Genomic DNA, 17,865 nt, shown 5'->3' with positions numbered 1-17,865 from the left:
ATCTTCTTCAGTGAAAGTGATTTTACTCATTTAAATTCAACCTCTCTTTCTTCTAAATAAAGTATACAAAAAAATACCTATAGAATAAACACCTTTTCTTAGTGTCCATTCTATAGGTACCATTTTAATTTTGAGCACACCCCCTCTTAATAGAAAACAATATATAAAAGTTTTATTTTCTACATATTGTATTGATGTCAGTAGATGGAGTATATTTAAGAAATCCCTCTTCCATAATTAACTCAATCATTCCTGTTTCATTCAAATATTCAACATAAGATTTTAACATTTTCTGCAATGTAGCATATTTATAGATACTTTTTACATTAATATTCCAATTTTTAATAATAGCCTTCATAATATCTTCCATTGTCATTGTCCCATTTATGACATCATACATTTTTTCTGCCCTTTTCTTATAGAAATCTATATTATCCCCTATTAATTCTGTAATATCATTATACATACCTTTGTGCGCCACTATGTATTTACTACATTTCAAGTTATAAAGTTTCTCTTTACTTTTCAAATCCTCTTTCAGTATATAAGCATAAGGCATTTTTGCCCCTTTAATGACTTCATAACTTATAAGTGCATCTCCTACATACGCTACATCATCAGGAGTAATAATACATATGTGTGCTGGACTATGTCCTGGCGTTTGAAGAATTTTAAAGTTAATACCACATACATATATACTATCTTCATTGTCCAAAATCATAATATCTGTTTCACAAACCATATGCCCAAAATGTTCTGTTACATCGGATAATGTCTGGCTACTATAGTAAACCTTCAGATTAACTGTAGAACTACAAATAAGAGCCTCATATGCTGACATAGCAATAGTACAATTATATTTATTTTTAAAATATGTATTATTTCCTATATGGTCTATATGAGCATGGGAGCACAATACACCGACAACTTTAAAGTTATTTTTTTCCAAAATATTGTCTATTCCATCCCTTTCTCCTTCTGCCCATCCTGAATCTAACATTATTATTTCTTCATTATTAATCTTATAAAAAGGGATATATGTCATGCCTGTATCAATACAAAATGTATTTCCCTTAACTTTTATTATTTCCATATTTTCCACCTACTTTTCAAGTTTCTGTTAGATTATATCACTATAACTACAAAAGTTCTATTATCGTTTTAATATAAATTTAATAAAAATTTAATTGCAATATGCAAGTAATCTATATATAATTTAAAACATAAAAGTAAAATATACAAAAGTGATTTTTAGGGAATATTCATAGAATATAAGTTAGAAATAGGAGGTAAATTTGGATACATTAAAGAAGAATCAGGTAAGCGAGATAATGTACAAAATATACGAATATATGTACCGATTTGAGAAAAAGGAAGAACGGCTATTTGGAATTTCTTGGAATGAACTCTATTTGCTAACCATTATTTATAAAGGAAATAAAATCACAGTATCTCAGTGTTCTAAAAAACTTGAAATTCCTATGTTTTCAACAAGCAGAATGATAACAAAACTTGAGAATAATGGATTAATACAACGCATAAACAATGAAAAGGACAAACGTATTGTAAATATCATTGTTTCACCAAAGGGATTGGACTTAATTCATAAAGTGGACGAATTTAATTTGTCTATGTTTGAGAATGTCTTTGACAAAATATCTTCAAAAGATCTTAATGATATGTCACGAAGTATTGATGATTTAGAAGTTCTTTTCCAAAATAATTTTGAAGATTAAAAGGAGGATAATATGAAAATTATTGTGTTAAACGGAAGCCCAAAAGGGAAGAATAGTGTTACTGTTCAGTGGAATAAATATTTAGACAGACATAATCCTAACCATGAGTTTATTTATTTTAATATTGGACAACAGATAAAAAGTTATGAAAAACCTGAAGTTATGGATAAATGTGTTGATGCTATGATTAATTCAGATTTGATTATCTTCTCTTACCCTGTTTATACTTTTATTGCTCCTTATCAAGTTGCAAAATTTATTCGACTTTTAAAAGAACATAAAAGAGTTAATGAACTTAAAGACAAGTATGTAACTCAGATTACCACATCAAAACACTTTTTTGATACCACAGCTCATAGGTTCATCTTTGAGAATTGCAATGATTTGCAAATGAAAACAATAACTGGATTATCTGCTGATATGGATGATTTGTTAACAGATTTGGGTAGAAAGCAACTAAAAGATTTTTATAAAAATGTTTTGTTTGATATGAAAAATGATATTTATGAAGATATTCAGGTGGTTGAAAAGGAAGAATTCAATTTTATATACAAAAATGATGTAACTGAAACACCCAAAACCGAAGGATATAGTACAGTTATTGTGAGTGATTGTGAAGATGACAATGATTCATTACGTAATATGATTGATGCATTTAAAGCAAAATATAAATATCCTGTGAAAGAAATTAATATTGCAAAGTTTAAATTTTCTGGTGGCTGTTTAGGCTGTTTTAATTGCGCTTTTAATGGCAAATGTATTTATAAAGATGGCTTTGAAGATATGCTAAGAAATGAAATTCAATCAGCAAATGTAACCATTTATGCAGCTACAGTTAAAGACCATTCAATGGGACCAACATTTAAATGCTATGATGATAGACAGTTTTGTAACGGCCATAGAACAGTTACTAAAGGACGTTTAGTTGGCTATATTTTAAATGGAGATTTAAGAAATGAGAATAATCTCATTGATATTATTGAAGGCCGCAGTCATGTGGGTGAGACTTTTCTTTGTGGTATAGCTACAAATCAAAGCAGAAATAATATAGATACACTAAAAAGTTTAGATAATTTATGTAAATCCACTGAATTTGCCCTAGAGAATAAGCTTGAAAGACCTCAGAATTTCTTTGGAGTAGGTGGAATGAAAATATTTAGAGATTTAATTTATACAATGAGAGGTCTAATGAAAGAGGACCATAAATTCTATAAAAAAAATGGAATCTATGATTTTCCTCAGAAGCAAAGAGGCACAATTATTAAAATGCAACTCATCGGGACTTTGATGTCTATCCCTTCCATTAAGAAAAAAGCCTCAAAACAAATGAATGAGGCAATTATAGGCCCTTATAAGAAAGCAATAGAAAAAGAATAACTATTCTTTTTCTATTGCATCCCTTTCTAAGAAATACGAAAGAATTTCTGCACGTTCTTTTTCTTTTTTTTCTAAAACATCTGGAGGCCAATTATAAATACCTTCACCAGTTTTGCTTCCTAACTTTCCTTTTTCAACTTTACTTTGTAATAATTTTGAAGGTTTGGAAGAATTGCAAAGTTCTTTAAAGAGATTAGAAGATATTTCATAGAATATATCTAATCCCCCTAAATCAGCTGTACATAAAGGCCCTGTACAAGGTAACCTTCTTCCATGTCCATACTCTATAGCTTTGTCTACTTCTTCTGCTTTGGCCCATCCCTGTTCAACTATGTATAAGGCTTCTCTCAACAAAGCTACTTGTAAACGATTTCCTATAAAGCCAGGACATTCTTTTTCCATGCGAATTGCTTTCTTACCAATAGATTCCGCCCATTCAATAGTCCTTACCATTGTTTCTTCACTAGTTTTTTCACCAGGAACTATTTCTACCAAAGGAATTAGTTGTGGCGGATTCCAGAATTGAGTAACTACTACTCTTTCAGGATTTTTCATATACTTTGCAATAGCTGTTGGACTAAGTGCAGAGGTATTTGTAGCTAGAATAACTTGCGGATCGCAAAGTTTATCAAGCTCATTGAAAATTTTCTGTTTTAGTTCTAAATCTTCAGCTAAAGATTCTATTATAAAGTCGGCATTTTGAGCTGCTTCTTTAATCGTTTTAACTCCTTTTATTCTACTTAAAATTTCTTGGCACTTTTCTTCTGTTACTTTCTTTTGGCATTTTAGATTATTTAAACTGGATTTTATACTATTAAACCCTCTATCTAAACTTTCATTTGACCTACCATACATGGTTACATTCAATCCTGCTTGCGCAGAAAGTATTGCCATGGCATGCCCCATAGTTCCAGTACCTAATACTGATATATTTTCAATATTCATATTTTCTTTCATTCCTCTCAAGTTGTGTATTATGTTTTATTTTCAGAATTTTTCTACCATTTCTATTATATATTATTGTAATATAAATTAAAATAATAAGCTCAAATATTACATATAACTATCTATTCTATACAAAAACACCTGCATTATTGATTGCAGGTGTTCTAAATTTATTTTATAATTTCATTTTTTTTGCAACAACTTCAGCTGCTTTAACTAAAGGATACCCTGCTGGGGAAGCAGTTAATAATGGATGGGTTCCAATTTGCGCAACAAGAAGATCTGCAATAGTGTTTCTGTTTTGAATAATAAAACCTATTACATTTAACAATTCTCCTGCACTTTTTCCTCCAATAACTTCTCCGCCAAGTATAATTCCACTATCTTTAGAAACAATTAATTTAACCATTTGACTATGGCTATCTTTGAAACAACCAGGGTGTCTATCCATGCCAGTAAAACTACCAGTTATAATATCAAATCCTTCTTTTTTTGCCTGTGCTTCAGTCAATCCAGCTGCACCAAATCCAGTTTCATCAATAGCTGTTGAATAAATACCTATTGTACCTGGAAAAGTTTTAACAGCTGATAATTTATAAAGATTTAGTCCTGCTACTCTTGCTTCTGCACATGCTGTAGAAGCAAGCATTATTCTACTTAATTTGCCTGTACTAAATTCTCTTTTCTCGGAACAATCCCCAATTGCAAAAATATCTTCACAACTTGTTCTTTTATATTGATCAGTTTTAATAAATCCTACTTCATTAATTTCTATCCCCGCTTCTTTAGCTAGTGAAACATTTGGTTTATATCCCATAGATAATACTACTGCATCAGCATGTATTTCTTCTCCATTACTAAGTAATATTCCTTCTACCTTATCCTTACCAATGATTTCTTTTATTCCAACGCCTGTAACTAAATTAATACCATTAGAAATCAGCTTTTCTTCAGCTATTACAGCTATTTCTTCATCAAATGCCATTCCCAATATATGTGGCATTACTTCAACTAAGGTAACATTTTTTTCTGCCTTTTTCAATTCATCTGATAATTCTACACCAATAAATCCAGCACCAACAACAACGATGTCTTTTAAACCTTCTAGCTTAGATTGAAATTCATCTAAATATACTTTATCTTTTGGAATTGAAACAACGTTTTCTAATTCAGCACCTTTGAGCCATTTTGGAACTGAAGGTGTGGAGCCTGTTGCAATAATTAGCTTTTCATATGTATATTCTTCATCTTTAGTTTTACATACTTTATTTTCTTTATCAATTGAGATTACTTCGTCAACTATAATATTAACCCCTAGTTTTTCTAATCCAGCATCGGGTAAAATATTCTTATTACTTGTCCCAGTTGTAGAATAAATGTATGGAATTCCACATGGAATCATTACCTTTTCTTCCTTACGAATTAGAGTAACATCTTTTTCAGGATAATTAGATTTTGAAGTTAGCCCAGCAACTAACCCTGCAGCACTTCCTCCAATAATTAAAACACTAGTTTTTTTCATTTATATTCCTCCTTATATATCACATCAACATATTTAGATATTCAAATATCAGAATATGTTTTTTAAAAAAATTTAATCTGGAATTTCTTTAATATCAAAAAATACTTTAATTAATTCTTCTACATCTTTATTTATAAGAGAATAATATACTTCTGAGCCTTCTTTTCTTCCCTCAATAATGCCTCTTAATTTTAAAATAGATAAATGTTGAGATACTGTAGATTGTGGAATATCTAAACAATCCTGCATTTGTGAAACATTTAACTCGCCTTTTGAAAGTTTACAAACAATACATAATCTAGTATTATGGCTTAAAGCTTTTAACAATTCAGTAGTACTTGTTAATTTATCTTTGTATTTTTTATTTATCATATAAAACACCTCTGTTTATTAGTAAATAATTTCATCCTTTAATAATTATATACCATATAAAGTTAATTGTACATATATTTTCTGTAATATAGGTGTGTTTTCAATTTTCAACCACTATAAGCTCATATAAATAAAGTTTTAATCTAAAATTTATTAGCATATAATAAGCTGCTCTTTTTACATGGAAAATATTATGGTATTATTAAGTATATCAATTATTGAGCTGAGACATCTATAGTTTTAGACATCAATAAAAGAAAGGTGTTGTTATATTTGAAAAACAAAACAATAATTCTTATAGCTCTAACTTTTGTACTCATTTTATCGGGCTGTAGTTCAAAAGCTAAAGACACATCAGTAGTAGCAACTAATAGTGTGAATTCTTCTGAAGATACTTCATCTGACACTGAGAATGCATCTGAAATTGATTCTGAAAGTGAATCCGAAAACGAATCTGATACTTCTAATGAAACACCAGAAATTAAATATTATGCTCCATATACTGGAGAAGAAGTAAGCAAAGAAACATTAGATAACCCAGCATATATGGTATCTATAGAAAATTCTGGAGCAGCGAGACCACAAGCAGGATTTACATCTGCAGATATAATATATGAATTAATGGCAGAGGGTGGAGTAACAAGATGCTTTGCTTTATTTCAAAAGGATAATGCTGAAAAAATTGGCCCTGTAAGAAGTACGAGGACTTATTTTATAGACCTAGCATATGAATACAATGTTCCTTTTGCACACTGTGGTGGTAGTCATGATGCTCTTGATAGAATCTCAAGAGAAAAGCCCATGTCTATGAATGAAATGTATAATCCATCTTACTTTTTCAGAGATAAATCTGTAAAGGCTAAAGAACATGGTCTTTTTACTACTTCTGATAAACTTCTAAAGTTCATTGAAGTTAGAAACTATATAAAACCTACAAATGTAGAATTGAAATTTGACAAGATATTTTGGGATAATTCTAACCTTGAAAATGCAAACTCATTATCTTTAAAATTCAATAAATATTATAGGACAAGTTATACCTTTAAAGATGGTTTATACTATAAATCAATGAATGGAAAAGACTCCCTGAATCGCCACGATGATGTCCCTGTAGCAATAAAAAATATAGTTATTCAGAATGTTAAATATAGTTCTAGATCTGGCGAACCTTATTTAGATGCTAAGCTTGTAGGTAATGGTGACGGAATTATTATAAGCAATGGTAAAAGTATAAAAGTTACATGGTCTAAAAAAGACCTAAAATCACAGACAATATTTAAAGATGAAAATGGAGATATTGTACCACTTAATGTAGGTAAAACTTGGTGGCACATACTAGATCAAAAAGCTCAGTTAACTATAAGTTAGAAAAATCATAATATTTTTTTAAACTCTTTTCTCTTTAGCACTAGTCTTTTATTGTCAAATCAAAAGACTAGTGCATTTTAATTTCCGCAGAGAACTCCTCTGCTCAAATTCAATGAAAAAATGCATATATAGCTACAAAGACACTTCACTAAGAAATTCTAATTCATTTTCTAAAGCTCGTTACGATGCCTTTTACGCTATATGAATTCTTATTTTACCGTTAATTTTTTCTTTTAATATATCTTTTTGATCCACACCACAAATCATTGAATTTTTAACTAGTTTTTTTACTTTTTCTCTTGAAACATGGAGCTTTTTACTCAACAACTTGTCTACTCGCAGACCTAGTGAATATTTACATGTAATATCTATAATGTATTTTTTTCCGTTTAAATCATTTATCTTTATATCTTCACCGATAATTTCATATTCTATATTATCAAACTCTAGTTTCACCTTATTTTTTTTATGAATAGCTACATCAAATCCATATTTTTTTGATAATTCAAAATCATTATTTAAAAATTGCTTATACTGTAATTCGTCAATATCTAAATAACTTATTCTTTCATATATAGTCATATTCCAAGTTGATTTGCAGTTAACACATTGATAAATAAGCCATATATCTAAATTTTTTTTATTGGCATTTACTCTAAATTTATGACTATTCTTGAAATAAGTATTGTTCCCACATTTAGGACAATTCCTTATTACCATCGGTATTGTTTTAGGTACTACTTCCCATTTAATTTTTTTTAAATAGCTCATTTTGCTCCTCCTAATTAATTTTTATAGGATTATGCAAAAGCTATTCCACAATATTCATTTTATTATGCATAGCCTTTGCTAAGCACAAATAATAAATTTCATCATATAAAATTCCTCCTTTACTAATATAAGCCTCTTTAGTATTATACTAATCTATATTGAATTTAACTACCTTATTCTCTTTTCATAAATAAAAATGAGCCTGAATCAAAATATTTGAATCAAGCTCATCTTTTTATAATTTTTCCTTTTTCTTATTTAAGATAATTCTGTGAATGCTTTTCTTTGATAAATAGAATTTATCTGCAAGTTCCTCCACAGAATATCCATCAATATATTTTTCATATATATTATTATTTCTAACAGTTAACTCATTCTTGATATTTGTATTTTCTCCCCAGGATTTTTTATTGTCTTCCTTTTTAGGTATATATATATATTCACCATCAATATAGTCTTGAATTAATTCGACCAAATCCATAGGTAATAACTTTTTTGCATTAATATAGCTCATTTTGCTCCTCCTAATAATTTTTTTAGGATTAGCAAAGGCTACCATTTATAAATTAAATCTAAAATGCAATAGCCTTTGCTATGCATTAATAACATATCTTTTCATGTAGCAACCCTCCTAACGCTTTTATAAACATATATAAAAACTTCCTGTTATAATATTATTTTCGTAATGTATCTTTATCTTCACAAAACTTCTTAAGGTATTCTGTCGCTGAACGATTCATCTCCAAAGAAAAGTCAGACATATATTTTCGATTACAAAGTGCCTTAATTTTTTCAATAGCATTTTTATCTATCAATCCATTTTTTCTATTTCTTTCATTGTGCATTTCCACATGTTCTTCCTTACTTAATTTATGATATTTGTTTTCAAAAACTATGTACTTCTTTTCAAAACGAGGGGGCTTTTTCCTATTCTTTTGAGAATCAACAGGATACCCATAAACCACCATAGCAGCAGGTATAACATAGTCTGGAAGATCCAACAATTCTCTTACTTCCTCACAATTTTCGATTATGTCACCAATGTAACATGATCCAATTCCTAAAGATTCTGCAGCTACCACTGTGTTTTGCGCAGCTATTATTGCATCAGCATAAGCAAGTAAAATATCTCCTTCCCCAGGCTTTCTTGGATTGCAATCTTCAAGACTAAAAACATCATACCATCTTTGATAATCTGCAAGAAAAACAAGCACTAAAGGTGCCTTTGCAATAAAAGGTTGATTATCGCAAGTTACAGCAAGTCTTTCCTTTAATTTTTTATCAGTAATATCTAGTATGGTATAAAGCATCATTGCACCTGCAGTTGGCGCTTCAAATGCAGATTGTAAAATTTCATTTTTTATATTAGTTTCAATTAATTTATTTTCAAATACTCTCACTGATTTTCTATTTTTCAATCCTTCTAAAACTTCATTCATAGTTTTAACCTCCATTTTCTATACTTAAAGCTATTCAATAAAAAGTACTTTACTCCATACAGCAAACTAATAGTCAATTTTTCAATATCTATAGTTGAAACAATCAAATCATATTAATTTTACCATATATTTTTTGTTCTAAACAGATTTAGTTAACTAAATCTGTGCAAAATTATTACATTGAAATTATAGATTTAAAATTACAAGTTCTTATGAAAAATAATCATCTATCTATTTTTGCCAAAATCATCTAATACTTTATTACAAATTATGCTATAATATACACGTTGCGACAAAAAATTTGGAGGTTATTTCATGTACAAATTCATTAAAAAAATATCAATATTTTTAATAATGGTATTGATATTCAATTGTTTATTACTATTCTTAAACTTTGATAAAAATAAAGTATACGCTAATAGTGAACTATCAAAATTGCCAGAGAATCAAGTACTAAAAGAAACTATAATTGTAAATACCATCTCTTCTTCTGAAGAATATAATACAACAGACTATTTAAAACAAATTCGAATTGCTTTATCTGCTTTTCAAACTTTAGAAAATAAATATACTGAATTCAATAATGTACTTCTTGAAAAAATTCAAAATATGTCAGATAACACATTAGAATGTAATAATGTAAGAAATAACACAATTATTTATAATAATATGGTTCTTATAAATCAATCAGACTATGATGATAGCGAATTAGATAGAATGCATAACATTGGACATCCTAATTGCTCATGCAGAGATAATGTTATTGCCTTTTCAGGCTGTGGATATGTTACTTTAGCAATGCTTTTATCCTCAATTAAAGGAGAAAATTATTCTCCATACTATTTTAGAGACAATTATGGATATCTATATGTATGCCGCCACGGTTGTGATCAAAATTTACTATCAGATGTACTAAATAATCTTGGTATTAATCATAACCGAATAATTAATAATAACTTAAAAAAAGGTCAAAAAAATGAAGATATCAATAAAATAGTCCAAGCCCTTTTAAATAAGCATGCACTAATATGCTTAGCATCTGGTCCAAAGAAAAAAGGTAGTCAATCTAAGTTCACAAAATATGGACATTACTTACTAATTAATGGATACAGAGAAAAAAACGGAGTTACCCAAGTTCTAGTCTTTGATCCAAATGGTTTAAATCATGAAAATGTAGATAGCTTGGCACTCTGTGAAAGAACAGCTAATGGTGGTGTTTGGTTAGACTTTTCATATATTATTTCTGACTGTAAGGATATGTGGATTATTAATTATTAATACCTTTAAAAGCTACCGAACTCTCGGTAGCTTTTAAACTATTATCAAGCCTCTATCAACCACTTAAACAATTCTAATTGTTCTTCATGTGTTTCAAACATCATTTCTGGATGCCATTGAACAGCAAGTAAATTCAATTCTTCTGATGAAAAGCCTTCTATTATGTTGTCTTCTGATTTTGATTCTATTTTAAGTCCCTTAGCCAGTGTTTTTATCGCCTGGTGGTGTTTACTATTTGTTAGTATTTCTTCGGTTTTAAACAATTTTTCAAGAATAGAATCTTTTTGAAAAATATTTTTGTGAACCTTTTTATATTTTTCAACATTATTTACTGAGTGGTTAAGATTTGAGTTGTATTGAGTTTTCAAATCCTGATACAATGTGCCTCCTAAAAATATGTTTATAAGCTGAAACCCTCTACAAATACCTAAAATAGGTTTCTTTGCCTCAATTACTTTTTTGAGGAGTTTCATTTCAAACTTATCCCTCATATCATTTATATTTCCACATCTATACATGACAGATTCATTATAATAAAGTGGATCGACATCCCCTCCCCCACTAAAGATAAATTTGTCCATTTTTTCAACAATACTATCAATATACTCATCATCATCAATACTCATAATAGGCATAGGAACTCCCCCTGCCTTATGCACAGCATTATAATAATCGGCAGGTGCCATCATAATATCCTGCCCCATAGCACCAATATGACGATGAGTAGCGTTAACATAATCATAAATATAATATGTAGTAATCCCAATAACAGGCTTTTTCATGTGAATCATTCCTTCCAATGTAAAGTTATTTGTATTGTAAATAAAATATAATATAGATTAATTATAACACCCTATATTTTTTTATAAAACACAAAAACAGATACAATCTCTGTATCTGTTAAAAATCAATTTATTTCTTGTATCATTTTTACTACTTCAGGATCCACTTCTTCAATTTCTTTTAAATCAATAATGTCACTTTGAGGTCTTAATTTAAACTTCTCAACTTGATTCTTTAACATTTCAGCTTGAGTCGAAAGTTCTTCACTTGCAGAAGCTGTTTCTTCAGATGTTGCTGAAGTAGTTTGTACAACATTAGTAATTTGACTGATTCCTTGATTGACTTGATTTACTCCAATAGCTTGTTCATTTGACGCTCCAGCAATATCTCCTACTAAATCTGCTGTTTTAGATGCCCCTTCAACTATTTTCTTAAGAGATAAAGCAGTTTTATTAGCTATTTTAGTTCCCTCTTGTACACTATTAATTGATCCATCTATTAATGCTGTTGTTTCTTTTGCAGCATTTGCTGAACGTGATGCTAAGTTTCTTACCTCTTCTGCAACTACTGCAAATCCTTTACCATTCTCTCCTGCTCTTGCTGCTTCTACTGCCGCATTAAGAGCTAAAATATTTGTTTGAAACGCAATTTCATCAATAACTTTTATAATTTTAGATATACTTTTTGAAGATTCATTAATATTATTCATTGATTCTAACATTTTTGCCATTTCAGCATTCCCTTTTGTAGCATTGTTTTTTGATTCTTCCGTCATTTCTTTAGCTTTATTTGCGTTTTCAGCGTTTTGTTTTGTTTGTGATGCAATTTCTTCAATAGAAGCTGATAATTCTTCTACTGAACTTGCTTGTTCAGTGGCTCCTTGAGAAAGTGCGATACTCGACTTTGATACTTGCCTAGAACCAGAAGCTACTTGTTCTGCTGCTGAATTTATATTTGATAAAACATTATTTAATGAACTAATTATTGTATCAAGAGAAGTTTTAATTTCAGAAAAATCACCTTTATATTCTAATTTCGTTTCTAAATTCAAATTACCATTTGACATTTCTGTAAGTATTTTTGAGATCTCTTCAATATATGAAGAAATTGAATTAATACTCGACTTATAAGTTTTATAAATATTATTAAACGTTTCACCTATTATCTTTGTATCTTCATCAGTTTGTGAAATTTCTGCATTAGCAATCAAATTACCTTCAGCTAAATTTTTTATATCATGTAGGAGTTTTTCTACTTCATTCTCTTGATATTTCGTTTGCTTTTCAGCTATTTTCATAGCATTTTTTATTGCTGTTTGATCTGTGATAACTTCAAAAGCTCCTATTATCTCACTCTCCTTATTCACAATTGGTATACCTGTATATTCTATCTCCAAATTATTTCCATTAGGATGTGCATCTGTTTCACTTATAAACTTCTCATTGTGTTCCATTGATCGTGCACAAGCGCAGTTTTCTGTCATACAATCTGAAGTTTTAAAATTATCATAACATTTAGTTCCTAAAAGTTGTTCTTGAGGTTTACCAAGTATCTCAGTACCTATTTTGTTAATATATCTAATATTAAAATCTTTATCTATAGTCAATATTGGATTTGGTATATCATCAATATACTCTATAAAAGTATCTACTGTTTTGTTTATCCCAAATACTAATTCCTTATATCCGCCATCGAAATTTTCAGTGTTTCCACGTACATAAAATTCTCCTTCAGTAGCTGATTTAGTTAATATTTCCGTTTCTTTAATTAAATTTCTAAGTGTTTGAAGAACTAATTTCATACTATTCGCAAGCACATCTTTCTCGGAATTTGCTTGAACGTCAACAGATAAATCACCTAAAGATATTTTTTCAACGATTTTAGCCTTATATCTAATATTTTCAATCATTTCTCTAAAAGAATTTGCCAACTCTCCCATTTCATCTTTTGAATCAACATCTATATCTACATCAAGATTTCCATTTTTTATTTCCTTTGCAACATGAACTATATTTTTAAGAGGTTTCTTTATTGATATAGTAATAAATACCCCTAAAATAATTGAAAGTATAAATCCAACAACAATCGTAAAAATCATAAGCGTACTAGCATTACTTGCTCTAGAATTGTTTACTATCGCTGTTTGTTCGCCCTCAGCTACCTTTAGTTCTACTAATCTTTGGTTATAATTCTCAATTTCTTTACGAATAGTATGTGCTTCACCATACAGTATATCAATTGCTTGGGTTAAATTCTCCTGATGAGCATATTGAATAATTTGATTTACCAATATATCAAAACGTTCTTTTTTTAAAAAAATATCCTTAACTAGCTCCTTAGCCTCAGTATTAGTTAAAGTAGATTCATACTTTTTTAGATGTGTTTCGAAGTCAATATTTCTTAATTTAATTTTCTCAGCAAATTCATCAATTTCTTCATCACTACTTACAATCATTATGTCTCGTATATTTCCACGCGTTCTTTGGAAAGATTCCACTACTATAGCTAGGTCACTTAAAGGTACTGTGACATTTTCATATATTTTTGTATTACCTTTAGCAACTTTTTTTATATTCCAAGTACCTACTATACCAACAATACTAGTAACTACTGCTATAATAGCAAAACATAAAATCATTCTTGTACCTATTTTTATATCCTTAACCCTTTTCATTCTTTTCACTCCTCGTTATTCTTGATATTTTAATTAAATGCTATGTTATAAACCAATATTCCACTTAATTTAAATAGTTTTTATTACCGTATTATATTATAAATTAAAATTTATATTTTTAAAAGAAATATTTTCAATATTTATTAACTTCTTGGCTTTTAAATTTAACTTTGTTTATTCCTTGTTTAAGAAATCATATCAGTCAATTTGATTATAAAGAAAACATAGCGCTAACATTATATTTTGAAATTCAAAATTCAAAAAGGTATATCTATCTAATAATTAGAGTTGTATAGTATAATCATCTTTATGCAACATATAATCGACATTCGATTATTTCAATGTTACAATAATTGTAAAAAGGAGGAGTCATGAAGAATATTAAACTTAAGGTTGCCAGAGTAGAAAAAGATCTTACCCAGGCACAACTAGCAGAAAAAATTAAGGTAACAAGGCAAACGATTGGATTAATTGAAGCAGGGAAATATAACCCTACACTAAGTTTATGTATTGCAATATGTAAAACGTTAGGAAAGACGCTAGATGACTTATTTTGGGAGGTTGAAAATGAAGATAGTTGATGAGCGAGTATTACAGATAAAACGAAAGATTTATACAAGAGCTTTTTTAGTATGTCTTTTTGCTCTATGGGGAATTATAGCCTACCGTCAAATGATACTTTCACAGTCACTTACAGAATATATTGATATTTTAGTGCTATCATGTATAACAACATTACTCGTTGTTATCAGTTTGGTGAGAAAAGGTGTATTTACTTCAAGTCAAACCTACTTGATTAAGAATAAGAAATATACTTTTGTTGGAGAAATTGCATACTTTATTCTATTTATCGTAGTTTTTAGTTTCATTACTGGCATTAATGCTCCACTTAAATTACTAGTCGTTTTAGTGCTTATGTTATTTGTACGTTATACTCCAATGTTTTTGTCAAACATGTCAGAACATATAGCTAATCAAGATATTGAAGAATAAAAAGAACTAAACTTTTACTATAAAAACAGTATAAGTTTAGTTCTTTTTTATACTTATTTAAACTTTTCATATAACCCTTTTTCCTTCACTAAAATATATGGTTTATCTTTTGGTGGGATTAGTGTACTTTCATACTCATCTTCATAATTAACCAAATCATCTAATTTTACATTATACAACTTGGCCAGTGCTATACAATTATTAATGTCAGGAACCGTTTCTCCACTTTCCTACTTTGCTATTGCTTGTCTTGATACATTTATTTTTTTGCTACATTTTCTTGTGTATAGTTGTTGGATTTTCTCAAAAATTTCAATTTTATATTTACCATATTTTTCATATCATCCTACTAGTATCTTACTAAATAACCACACTTATATCTACCAACTAATATACCATGATTTGTTACAGAATCAATTGATTTGTAGTGCTAACTTAAGCAAGTTTTTAAACAATAACCATATCGCCAAAAAACTCTGGTCGATGGAAATCTGGAGATTCGGCCAATACTTTATTCCAACAACCGTAATGTGGAACTTTTGTGTCATCACCACATTTATAGGCATTTACTTTTATCATATCCCCACTTTGAAATTCACATTTTCCATATATCTTTTTTATAAACTCCAATGGTACTAATAAATTGATTTGCCAATATTGTTCCGTAATGTTAACAGTATGTTTTTTCAATAATAGCTCATGAACACTTCTTCTTTTATCTCTATTTTCACCATAATATAATAACATGGCACCATTAGCATTCATTTCAAAATTCAAATAACCTGTTTTTTTATCAGTGGGGTAAAAATTCACAAAAAACTCCATACAGCTATCTTTATAAACAGGATCATTATGGTTTTTATATTGAGCTTTCGGGTTTTGTTCCATACATTTCATTTCAAGGTGGAATCCACATTCGGCTTCATACCATATTGAAAAAGACGTTTCCGGTTGATACCCACAACCATAAGGAAATTGATCTATATGAGCCACTATTGCATCATCTTTTTTTGAGTTAATTACATATTTCATTTTACATTATTACCTCCTTTAATATAATTTTTTATAATCACTAGGTGTCATACTAGTATATTTTTTAAATATTTTTGAAAAGTAATGTTGACTCTTAAATCCAACACTATAAGCAACTTCCTTAATGCTTATATTATAGTCTTGTAGCATAACTTTCGCTTTTTCAATTCTATATTCGCTTACTAAATCTACAAAACTTTTGTTATACTCTTTTTTTATTATTTTACAGGCATAGTAGGTAGATATTTTCAAATGATTAGATAAATCCTCTAGACTAATATTATTAGAATAATGTTTCTTAATATACTGATGCACCATTACTGCTAATTTATTTTGATTTTTTATTTTGTGTTTTTCAATTGTTTCTATTAAAGATAATATGGTGCTTTTTAAAAATTGCTTCATCTCTAACAGATTATGACCGTGTTCTAATTCTTCTATTGAAATCCCTTCAAATATAACCTCTTTACCCATATTATCATAGGTCATTTTTCTCAATAAGGTTATTGTTTCCCATACATAGGATTGAATACTTTTATAATCATCTTTACAAAGCATAACTAACTCGGAAAAGAAAGCTGTAATAACTCCATCTACCACTTCTTTTTTCATAAGCATAACCATTTCTAACATCATGTCAGTATATTTAATAACATCAAAACTTACTTGCCTTTGCTCATTTAAAATATTAGAATACATCACTAAAGATAAATCATGATCAAGACCATATTTAACGCAATCTAGCGCATGATAATAAGAAGTTTCAATCTCTTCAAGAGATATATTCGTATCATCAATTCCAATAGAGCATTGTCCATCTTCATAAATATCTAATATCATTTCTATATAATTCGATATATCCTTAATATTTTGGCTAGTAATAGGTTTATCAAATAAACATAAAAAGATATTAAGATTATAAATATATTCCCCTAAGAAAAAATACCCCAACCGATTAATCTTCTGTATAATCATTTGAGTAATATCTTTCTCTTTTCTCGTCTTAATTATAAAACAGAAACCATATTTATAATCACCATCAAAGAGTTGTACTAAGTTCATCAGTACTTGTTTTTCATTTCTAATTGCAAGAGAATATATACAATCTGTTCCAAGTATATTTATTAAACTATCAATTTTTGACTGAATCTGTAACTGCTTTTCTCTTTCTTTTTTATCCTTTTCTATTGTATCAAGGACTTCATTAACTACCGATTTAAAATCTTTTATATTGGTAGGTTTTAATAAGAAATCACTAACACCTAATCGAATAGCTTGTTGAGCATATTTAAACTGACTATGTGCCGTTAAAATAATAAATTTACTATTTCCTTCTAGTTTTTTCAATTCTTTTATTGTTTCTATGCCATCAATCCCTGGCATATTGATGTCCATGATGACAATATCCGGTTTATTTCTCTTATATAACTCAATTGCCTTGAAACCATTTTCAGCCTCATTTATTTCTTTAATTTGAGGAAAATTATTTTTAACTAAAAGCTTCATACCTTCTCTTTCAATCAGCTCATCATCTACAAGCATAAGTTTATACACCTTACATTACCCCTTTCGATT

Annotated in this window: 17 protein-coding genes; 6 read left to right on the top strand and 11 right to left on the bottom strand. The window is 28.9% G+C overall.

Annotated features, from left to right (window positions below):
• Positions 1-172 precede the first annotated feature (172 nt).
• A complete protein-coding gene (locus ACQ3F0_RS18905) occupies positions 173-1,093 on the bottom strand; it encodes an MBL fold metallo-hydrolase (protein ID WP_428867103.1) in 921 nt (306 codons plus the stop codon).
• Positions 1,094-1,295: 202 nt separating this feature from the next.
• On the opposite strand from ACQ3F0_RS18905, the gene ACQ3F0_RS18900 reads away from it, so the two are divergent.
• On the top strand, positions 1,296-1,736 hold the full coding sequence (locus ACQ3F0_RS18900) for a MarR family winged helix-turn-helix transcriptional regulator (RefSeq protein WP_428867102.1): 441 nt from the start codon (positions 1,296-1,298) through the stop codon (positions 1,734-1,736).
• Between the two features lie 12 nt (positions 1,737-1,748).
• Positions 1,749-3,113: an NAD(P)H-dependent oxidoreductase gene (locus tag ACQ3F0_RS18895; RefSeq protein WP_428867100.1), complete on the top strand. Its 1,365-nt coding sequence runs from the start codon at positions 1,749-1,751 to the stop codon at positions 3,111-3,113.
• On the opposite strand, the gene ACQ3F0_RS18890 is transcribed toward ACQ3F0_RS18895, so the two are convergent.
• The 3 genes from ACQ3F0_RS18890 to ACQ3F0_RS18880 form a co-directional block, all read right to left on the bottom strand.
• Positions 3,114-4,058: a 3-hydroxyacyl-CoA dehydrogenase family protein gene (locus ACQ3F0_RS18890; protein ID WP_428867117.1), complete on the bottom strand. Its 945-nt coding sequence runs from the start codon at positions 4,056-4,058 to the stop codon at positions 3,114-3,116.
• Positions 4,059-4,233: 175 nt separating this feature from the next.
• Complete coding sequence (locus ACQ3F0_RS18885; RefSeq protein ID WP_428867098.1) at positions 4,234-5,580, bottom strand: FAD-dependent oxidoreductase; 1,347 nt, start codon at positions 5,578-5,580, stop codon at positions 4,234-4,236.
• Between the two features lie 72 nt (positions 5,581-5,652).
• Positions 5,653-5,952, bottom strand: a complete 300-nt coding sequence (locus ACQ3F0_RS18880) for an ArsR/SmtB family transcription factor (protein ID WP_428867096.1) — start codon at positions 5,950-5,952, stop codon at positions 5,653-5,655.
• Positions 5,953-6,225: 273 nt separating this feature from the next.
• Here ACQ3F0_RS18880 and ACQ3F0_RS18875 point away from each other — a divergent pair, with 273 nt between their 5' ends.
• The gene (locus ACQ3F0_RS18875; protein ID WP_428867094.1) at positions 6,226-7,320 is read left to right on the top strand and encodes a DUF3048 domain-containing protein; all 1,095 of its coding nucleotides are present in this window, start codon (positions 6,226-6,228) and stop codon (positions 7,318-7,320) included.
• 192 nt (positions 7,321-7,512) lie between these two features.
• Here the strand turns inward: ACQ3F0_RS18875 and ACQ3F0_RS18870 are convergent, their stop codons facing one another.
• The 3 genes from ACQ3F0_RS18870 to ACQ3F0_RS18860 form a co-directional block, all read right to left on the bottom strand.
• Entirely contained in the window at positions 7,513-8,091 is a 579-nt protein-coding gene (locus ACQ3F0_RS18870; RefSeq protein WP_428867093.1) for a DUF1062 domain-containing protein, read from the bottom strand.
• Between the two features lie 235 nt (positions 8,092-8,326).
• On the bottom strand, positions 8,327-8,605 hold the full coding sequence (locus tag ACQ3F0_RS18865; protein WP_428867091.1) for a CD3324 family protein: 279 nt from the start codon (positions 8,603-8,605) through the stop codon (positions 8,327-8,329).
• Positions 8,606-8,765: 160 nt separating this feature from the next.
• Positions 8,766-9,530 (bottom strand): nitroreductase family protein, encoded by a 765-nt coding sequence (locus ACQ3F0_RS18860; RefSeq protein WP_428867089.1) that lies wholly within the window; start codon positions 9,528-9,530, stop codon positions 8,766-8,768.
• Positions 9,531-9,845: 315 nt separating this feature from the next.
• Between ACQ3F0_RS18860 and ACQ3F0_RS18855 the strand changes: the two genes are divergently transcribed.
• Positions 9,846-10,808 (top strand): C39 family peptidase, encoded by a 963-nt coding sequence (locus tag ACQ3F0_RS18855; RefSeq protein WP_428867088.1) that lies wholly within the window; start codon positions 9,846-9,848, stop codon positions 10,806-10,808.
• A gap of 44 nt (positions 10,809-10,852) precedes the next feature.
• On the opposite strand, the gene ACQ3F0_RS18850 is transcribed toward ACQ3F0_RS18855, so the two are convergent.
• Positions 10,853-11,590 (bottom strand): gamma-glutamyl-gamma-aminobutyrate hydrolase family protein, encoded by a 738-nt coding sequence (locus ACQ3F0_RS18850; RefSeq protein ID WP_428867086.1) that lies wholly within the window; start codon positions 11,588-11,590, stop codon positions 10,853-10,855.
• Between the two features lie 125 nt (positions 11,591-11,715).
• A complete protein-coding gene (locus ACQ3F0_RS18845) occupies positions 11,716-14,265 on the bottom strand; it encodes a methyl-accepting chemotaxis protein (RefSeq protein WP_428867085.1) in 2,550 nt (849 codons plus the stop codon).
• Between the two features lie 371 nt (positions 14,266-14,636).
• Here ACQ3F0_RS18845 and ACQ3F0_RS18840 point away from each other — a divergent pair, with 371 nt between their 5' ends.
• Together ACQ3F0_RS18840 and ACQ3F0_RS18835 are read left to right on the top strand one after the other, a co-directional pair.
• A complete protein-coding gene (locus ACQ3F0_RS18840) occupies positions 14,637-14,846 on the top strand; it encodes a helix-turn-helix transcriptional regulator (protein ID WP_428867083.1) in 210 nt (69 codons plus the stop codon).
• Positions 14,833-15,258, top strand: coding sequence for a DUF6773 family protein (locus tag ACQ3F0_RS18835; RefSeq protein ID WP_428867081.1), 426 nt, complete (start codon positions 14,833-14,835; stop codon positions 15,256-15,258). The genes ACQ3F0_RS18840 and ACQ3F0_RS18835 overlap by 14 nt, the downstream gene beginning before the upstream one ends.
• Before the next feature lie 447 nt (positions 15,259-15,705).
• On the opposite strand, the gene ACQ3F0_RS18830 is transcribed toward ACQ3F0_RS18835, so the two are convergent.
• The gene (locus ACQ3F0_RS18830; RefSeq protein ID WP_428867079.1) at positions 15,706-16,290 is read right to left on the bottom strand and encodes a carbohydrate-binding family 9-like protein; all 585 of its coding nucleotides are present in this window, start codon (positions 16,288-16,290) and stop codon (positions 15,706-15,708) included.
• Between the two features lie 18 nt (positions 16,291-16,308).
• Complete coding sequence (locus ACQ3F0_RS18825; RefSeq protein WP_428867077.1) at positions 16,309-17,844, bottom strand: response regulator transcription factor; 1,536 nt, start codon at positions 17,842-17,844, stop codon at positions 16,309-16,311.
• Positions 17,845-17,865 lie beyond the last annotated feature (21 nt).

Origin of the sequence: Clostridium sediminicola (genome assembly GCF_050402865.1) — a bacterium.
Lineage (GTDB): Bacteria > Bacillota > Clostridia > Clostridiales > Clostridiaceae > Clostridium_AF > Clostridium_AF sediminicola.
The sequence above is the reverse complement of the archived record's forward strand: the minus strand, read 5'-3'. Positions and strand labels throughout refer to the sequence as shown.

What these genes read in the sequence shown, in the direction of transcription:
- ACQ3F0_RS18885 (WP_428867098.1), bottom strand. Translation starts at nt 5,580, where the DNA reads ATGAAAAAAACTAGTGTTTTAATTATTGGAGGAAGTGCTGCAGGGTTA.
- ACQ3F0_RS18870 (WP_428867093.1), bottom strand. Translation starts at nt 8,091, where the DNA reads ATGAGCTATTTAAAAAAAATTAAATGGGAAGTAGTACCTAAAACAATA.
- ACQ3F0_RS18860 (WP_428867089.1), bottom strand. Translation starts at nt 9,530, where the DNA reads ATGAATGAAGTTTTAGAAGGATTGAAAAATAGAAAATCAGTGAGAGTA.
- ACQ3F0_RS18830 (WP_428867079.1), bottom strand. Translation starts at nt 16,290, where the DNA reads ATGAAATATGTAATTAACTCAAAAAAAGATGATGCAATAGTGGCTCAT.
- ACQ3F0_RS18865 (WP_428867091.1), bottom strand. Translation starts at nt 8,605, where the DNA reads ATGAGCTATATTAATGCAAAAAAGTTATTACCTATGGATTTGGTCGAA.
- ACQ3F0_RS18880 (WP_428867096.1), bottom strand. Translation starts at nt 5,952, where the DNA reads ATGATAAATAAAAAATACAAAGATAAATTAACAAGTACTACTGAATTG.
- ACQ3F0_RS18895 (WP_428867100.1), top strand. Translation starts at nt 1,749, where the DNA reads ATGAAAATTATTGTGTTAAACGGAAGCCCAAAAGGGAAGAATAGTGTT.
- ACQ3F0_RS18890 (WP_428867117.1), bottom strand. Translation starts at nt 4,058, where the DNA reads ATGAATATTGAAAATATATCAGTATTAGGTACTGGAACTATGGGGCAT.
- ACQ3F0_RS18840 (WP_428867083.1), top strand. Translation starts at nt 14,637, where the DNA reads ATGAAGAATATTAAACTTAAGGTTGCCAGAGTAGAAAAAGATCTTACC.
- ACQ3F0_RS18845 (WP_428867085.1), bottom strand. Translation starts at nt 14,265, where the DNA reads ATGAAAAGGGTTAAGGATATAAAAATAGGTACAAGAATGATTTTATGT.
- ACQ3F0_RS18905 (WP_428867103.1), bottom strand. Translation starts at nt 1,093, where the DNA reads ATGGAAATAATAAAAGTTAAGGGAAATACATTTTGTATTGATACAGGC.
- ACQ3F0_RS18835 (WP_428867081.1), top strand. Translation starts at nt 14,833, where the DNA reads ATGAAGATAGTTGATGAGCGAGTATTACAGATAAAACGAAAGATTTAT.
- ACQ3F0_RS18850 (WP_428867086.1), bottom strand. Translation starts at nt 11,590, where the DNA reads ATGAAAAAGCCTGTTATTGGGATTACTACATATTATATTTATGATTAT.
- ACQ3F0_RS18855 (WP_428867088.1), top strand. Translation starts at nt 9,846, where the DNA reads ATGTACAAATTCATTAAAAAAATATCAATATTTTTAATAATGGTATTG.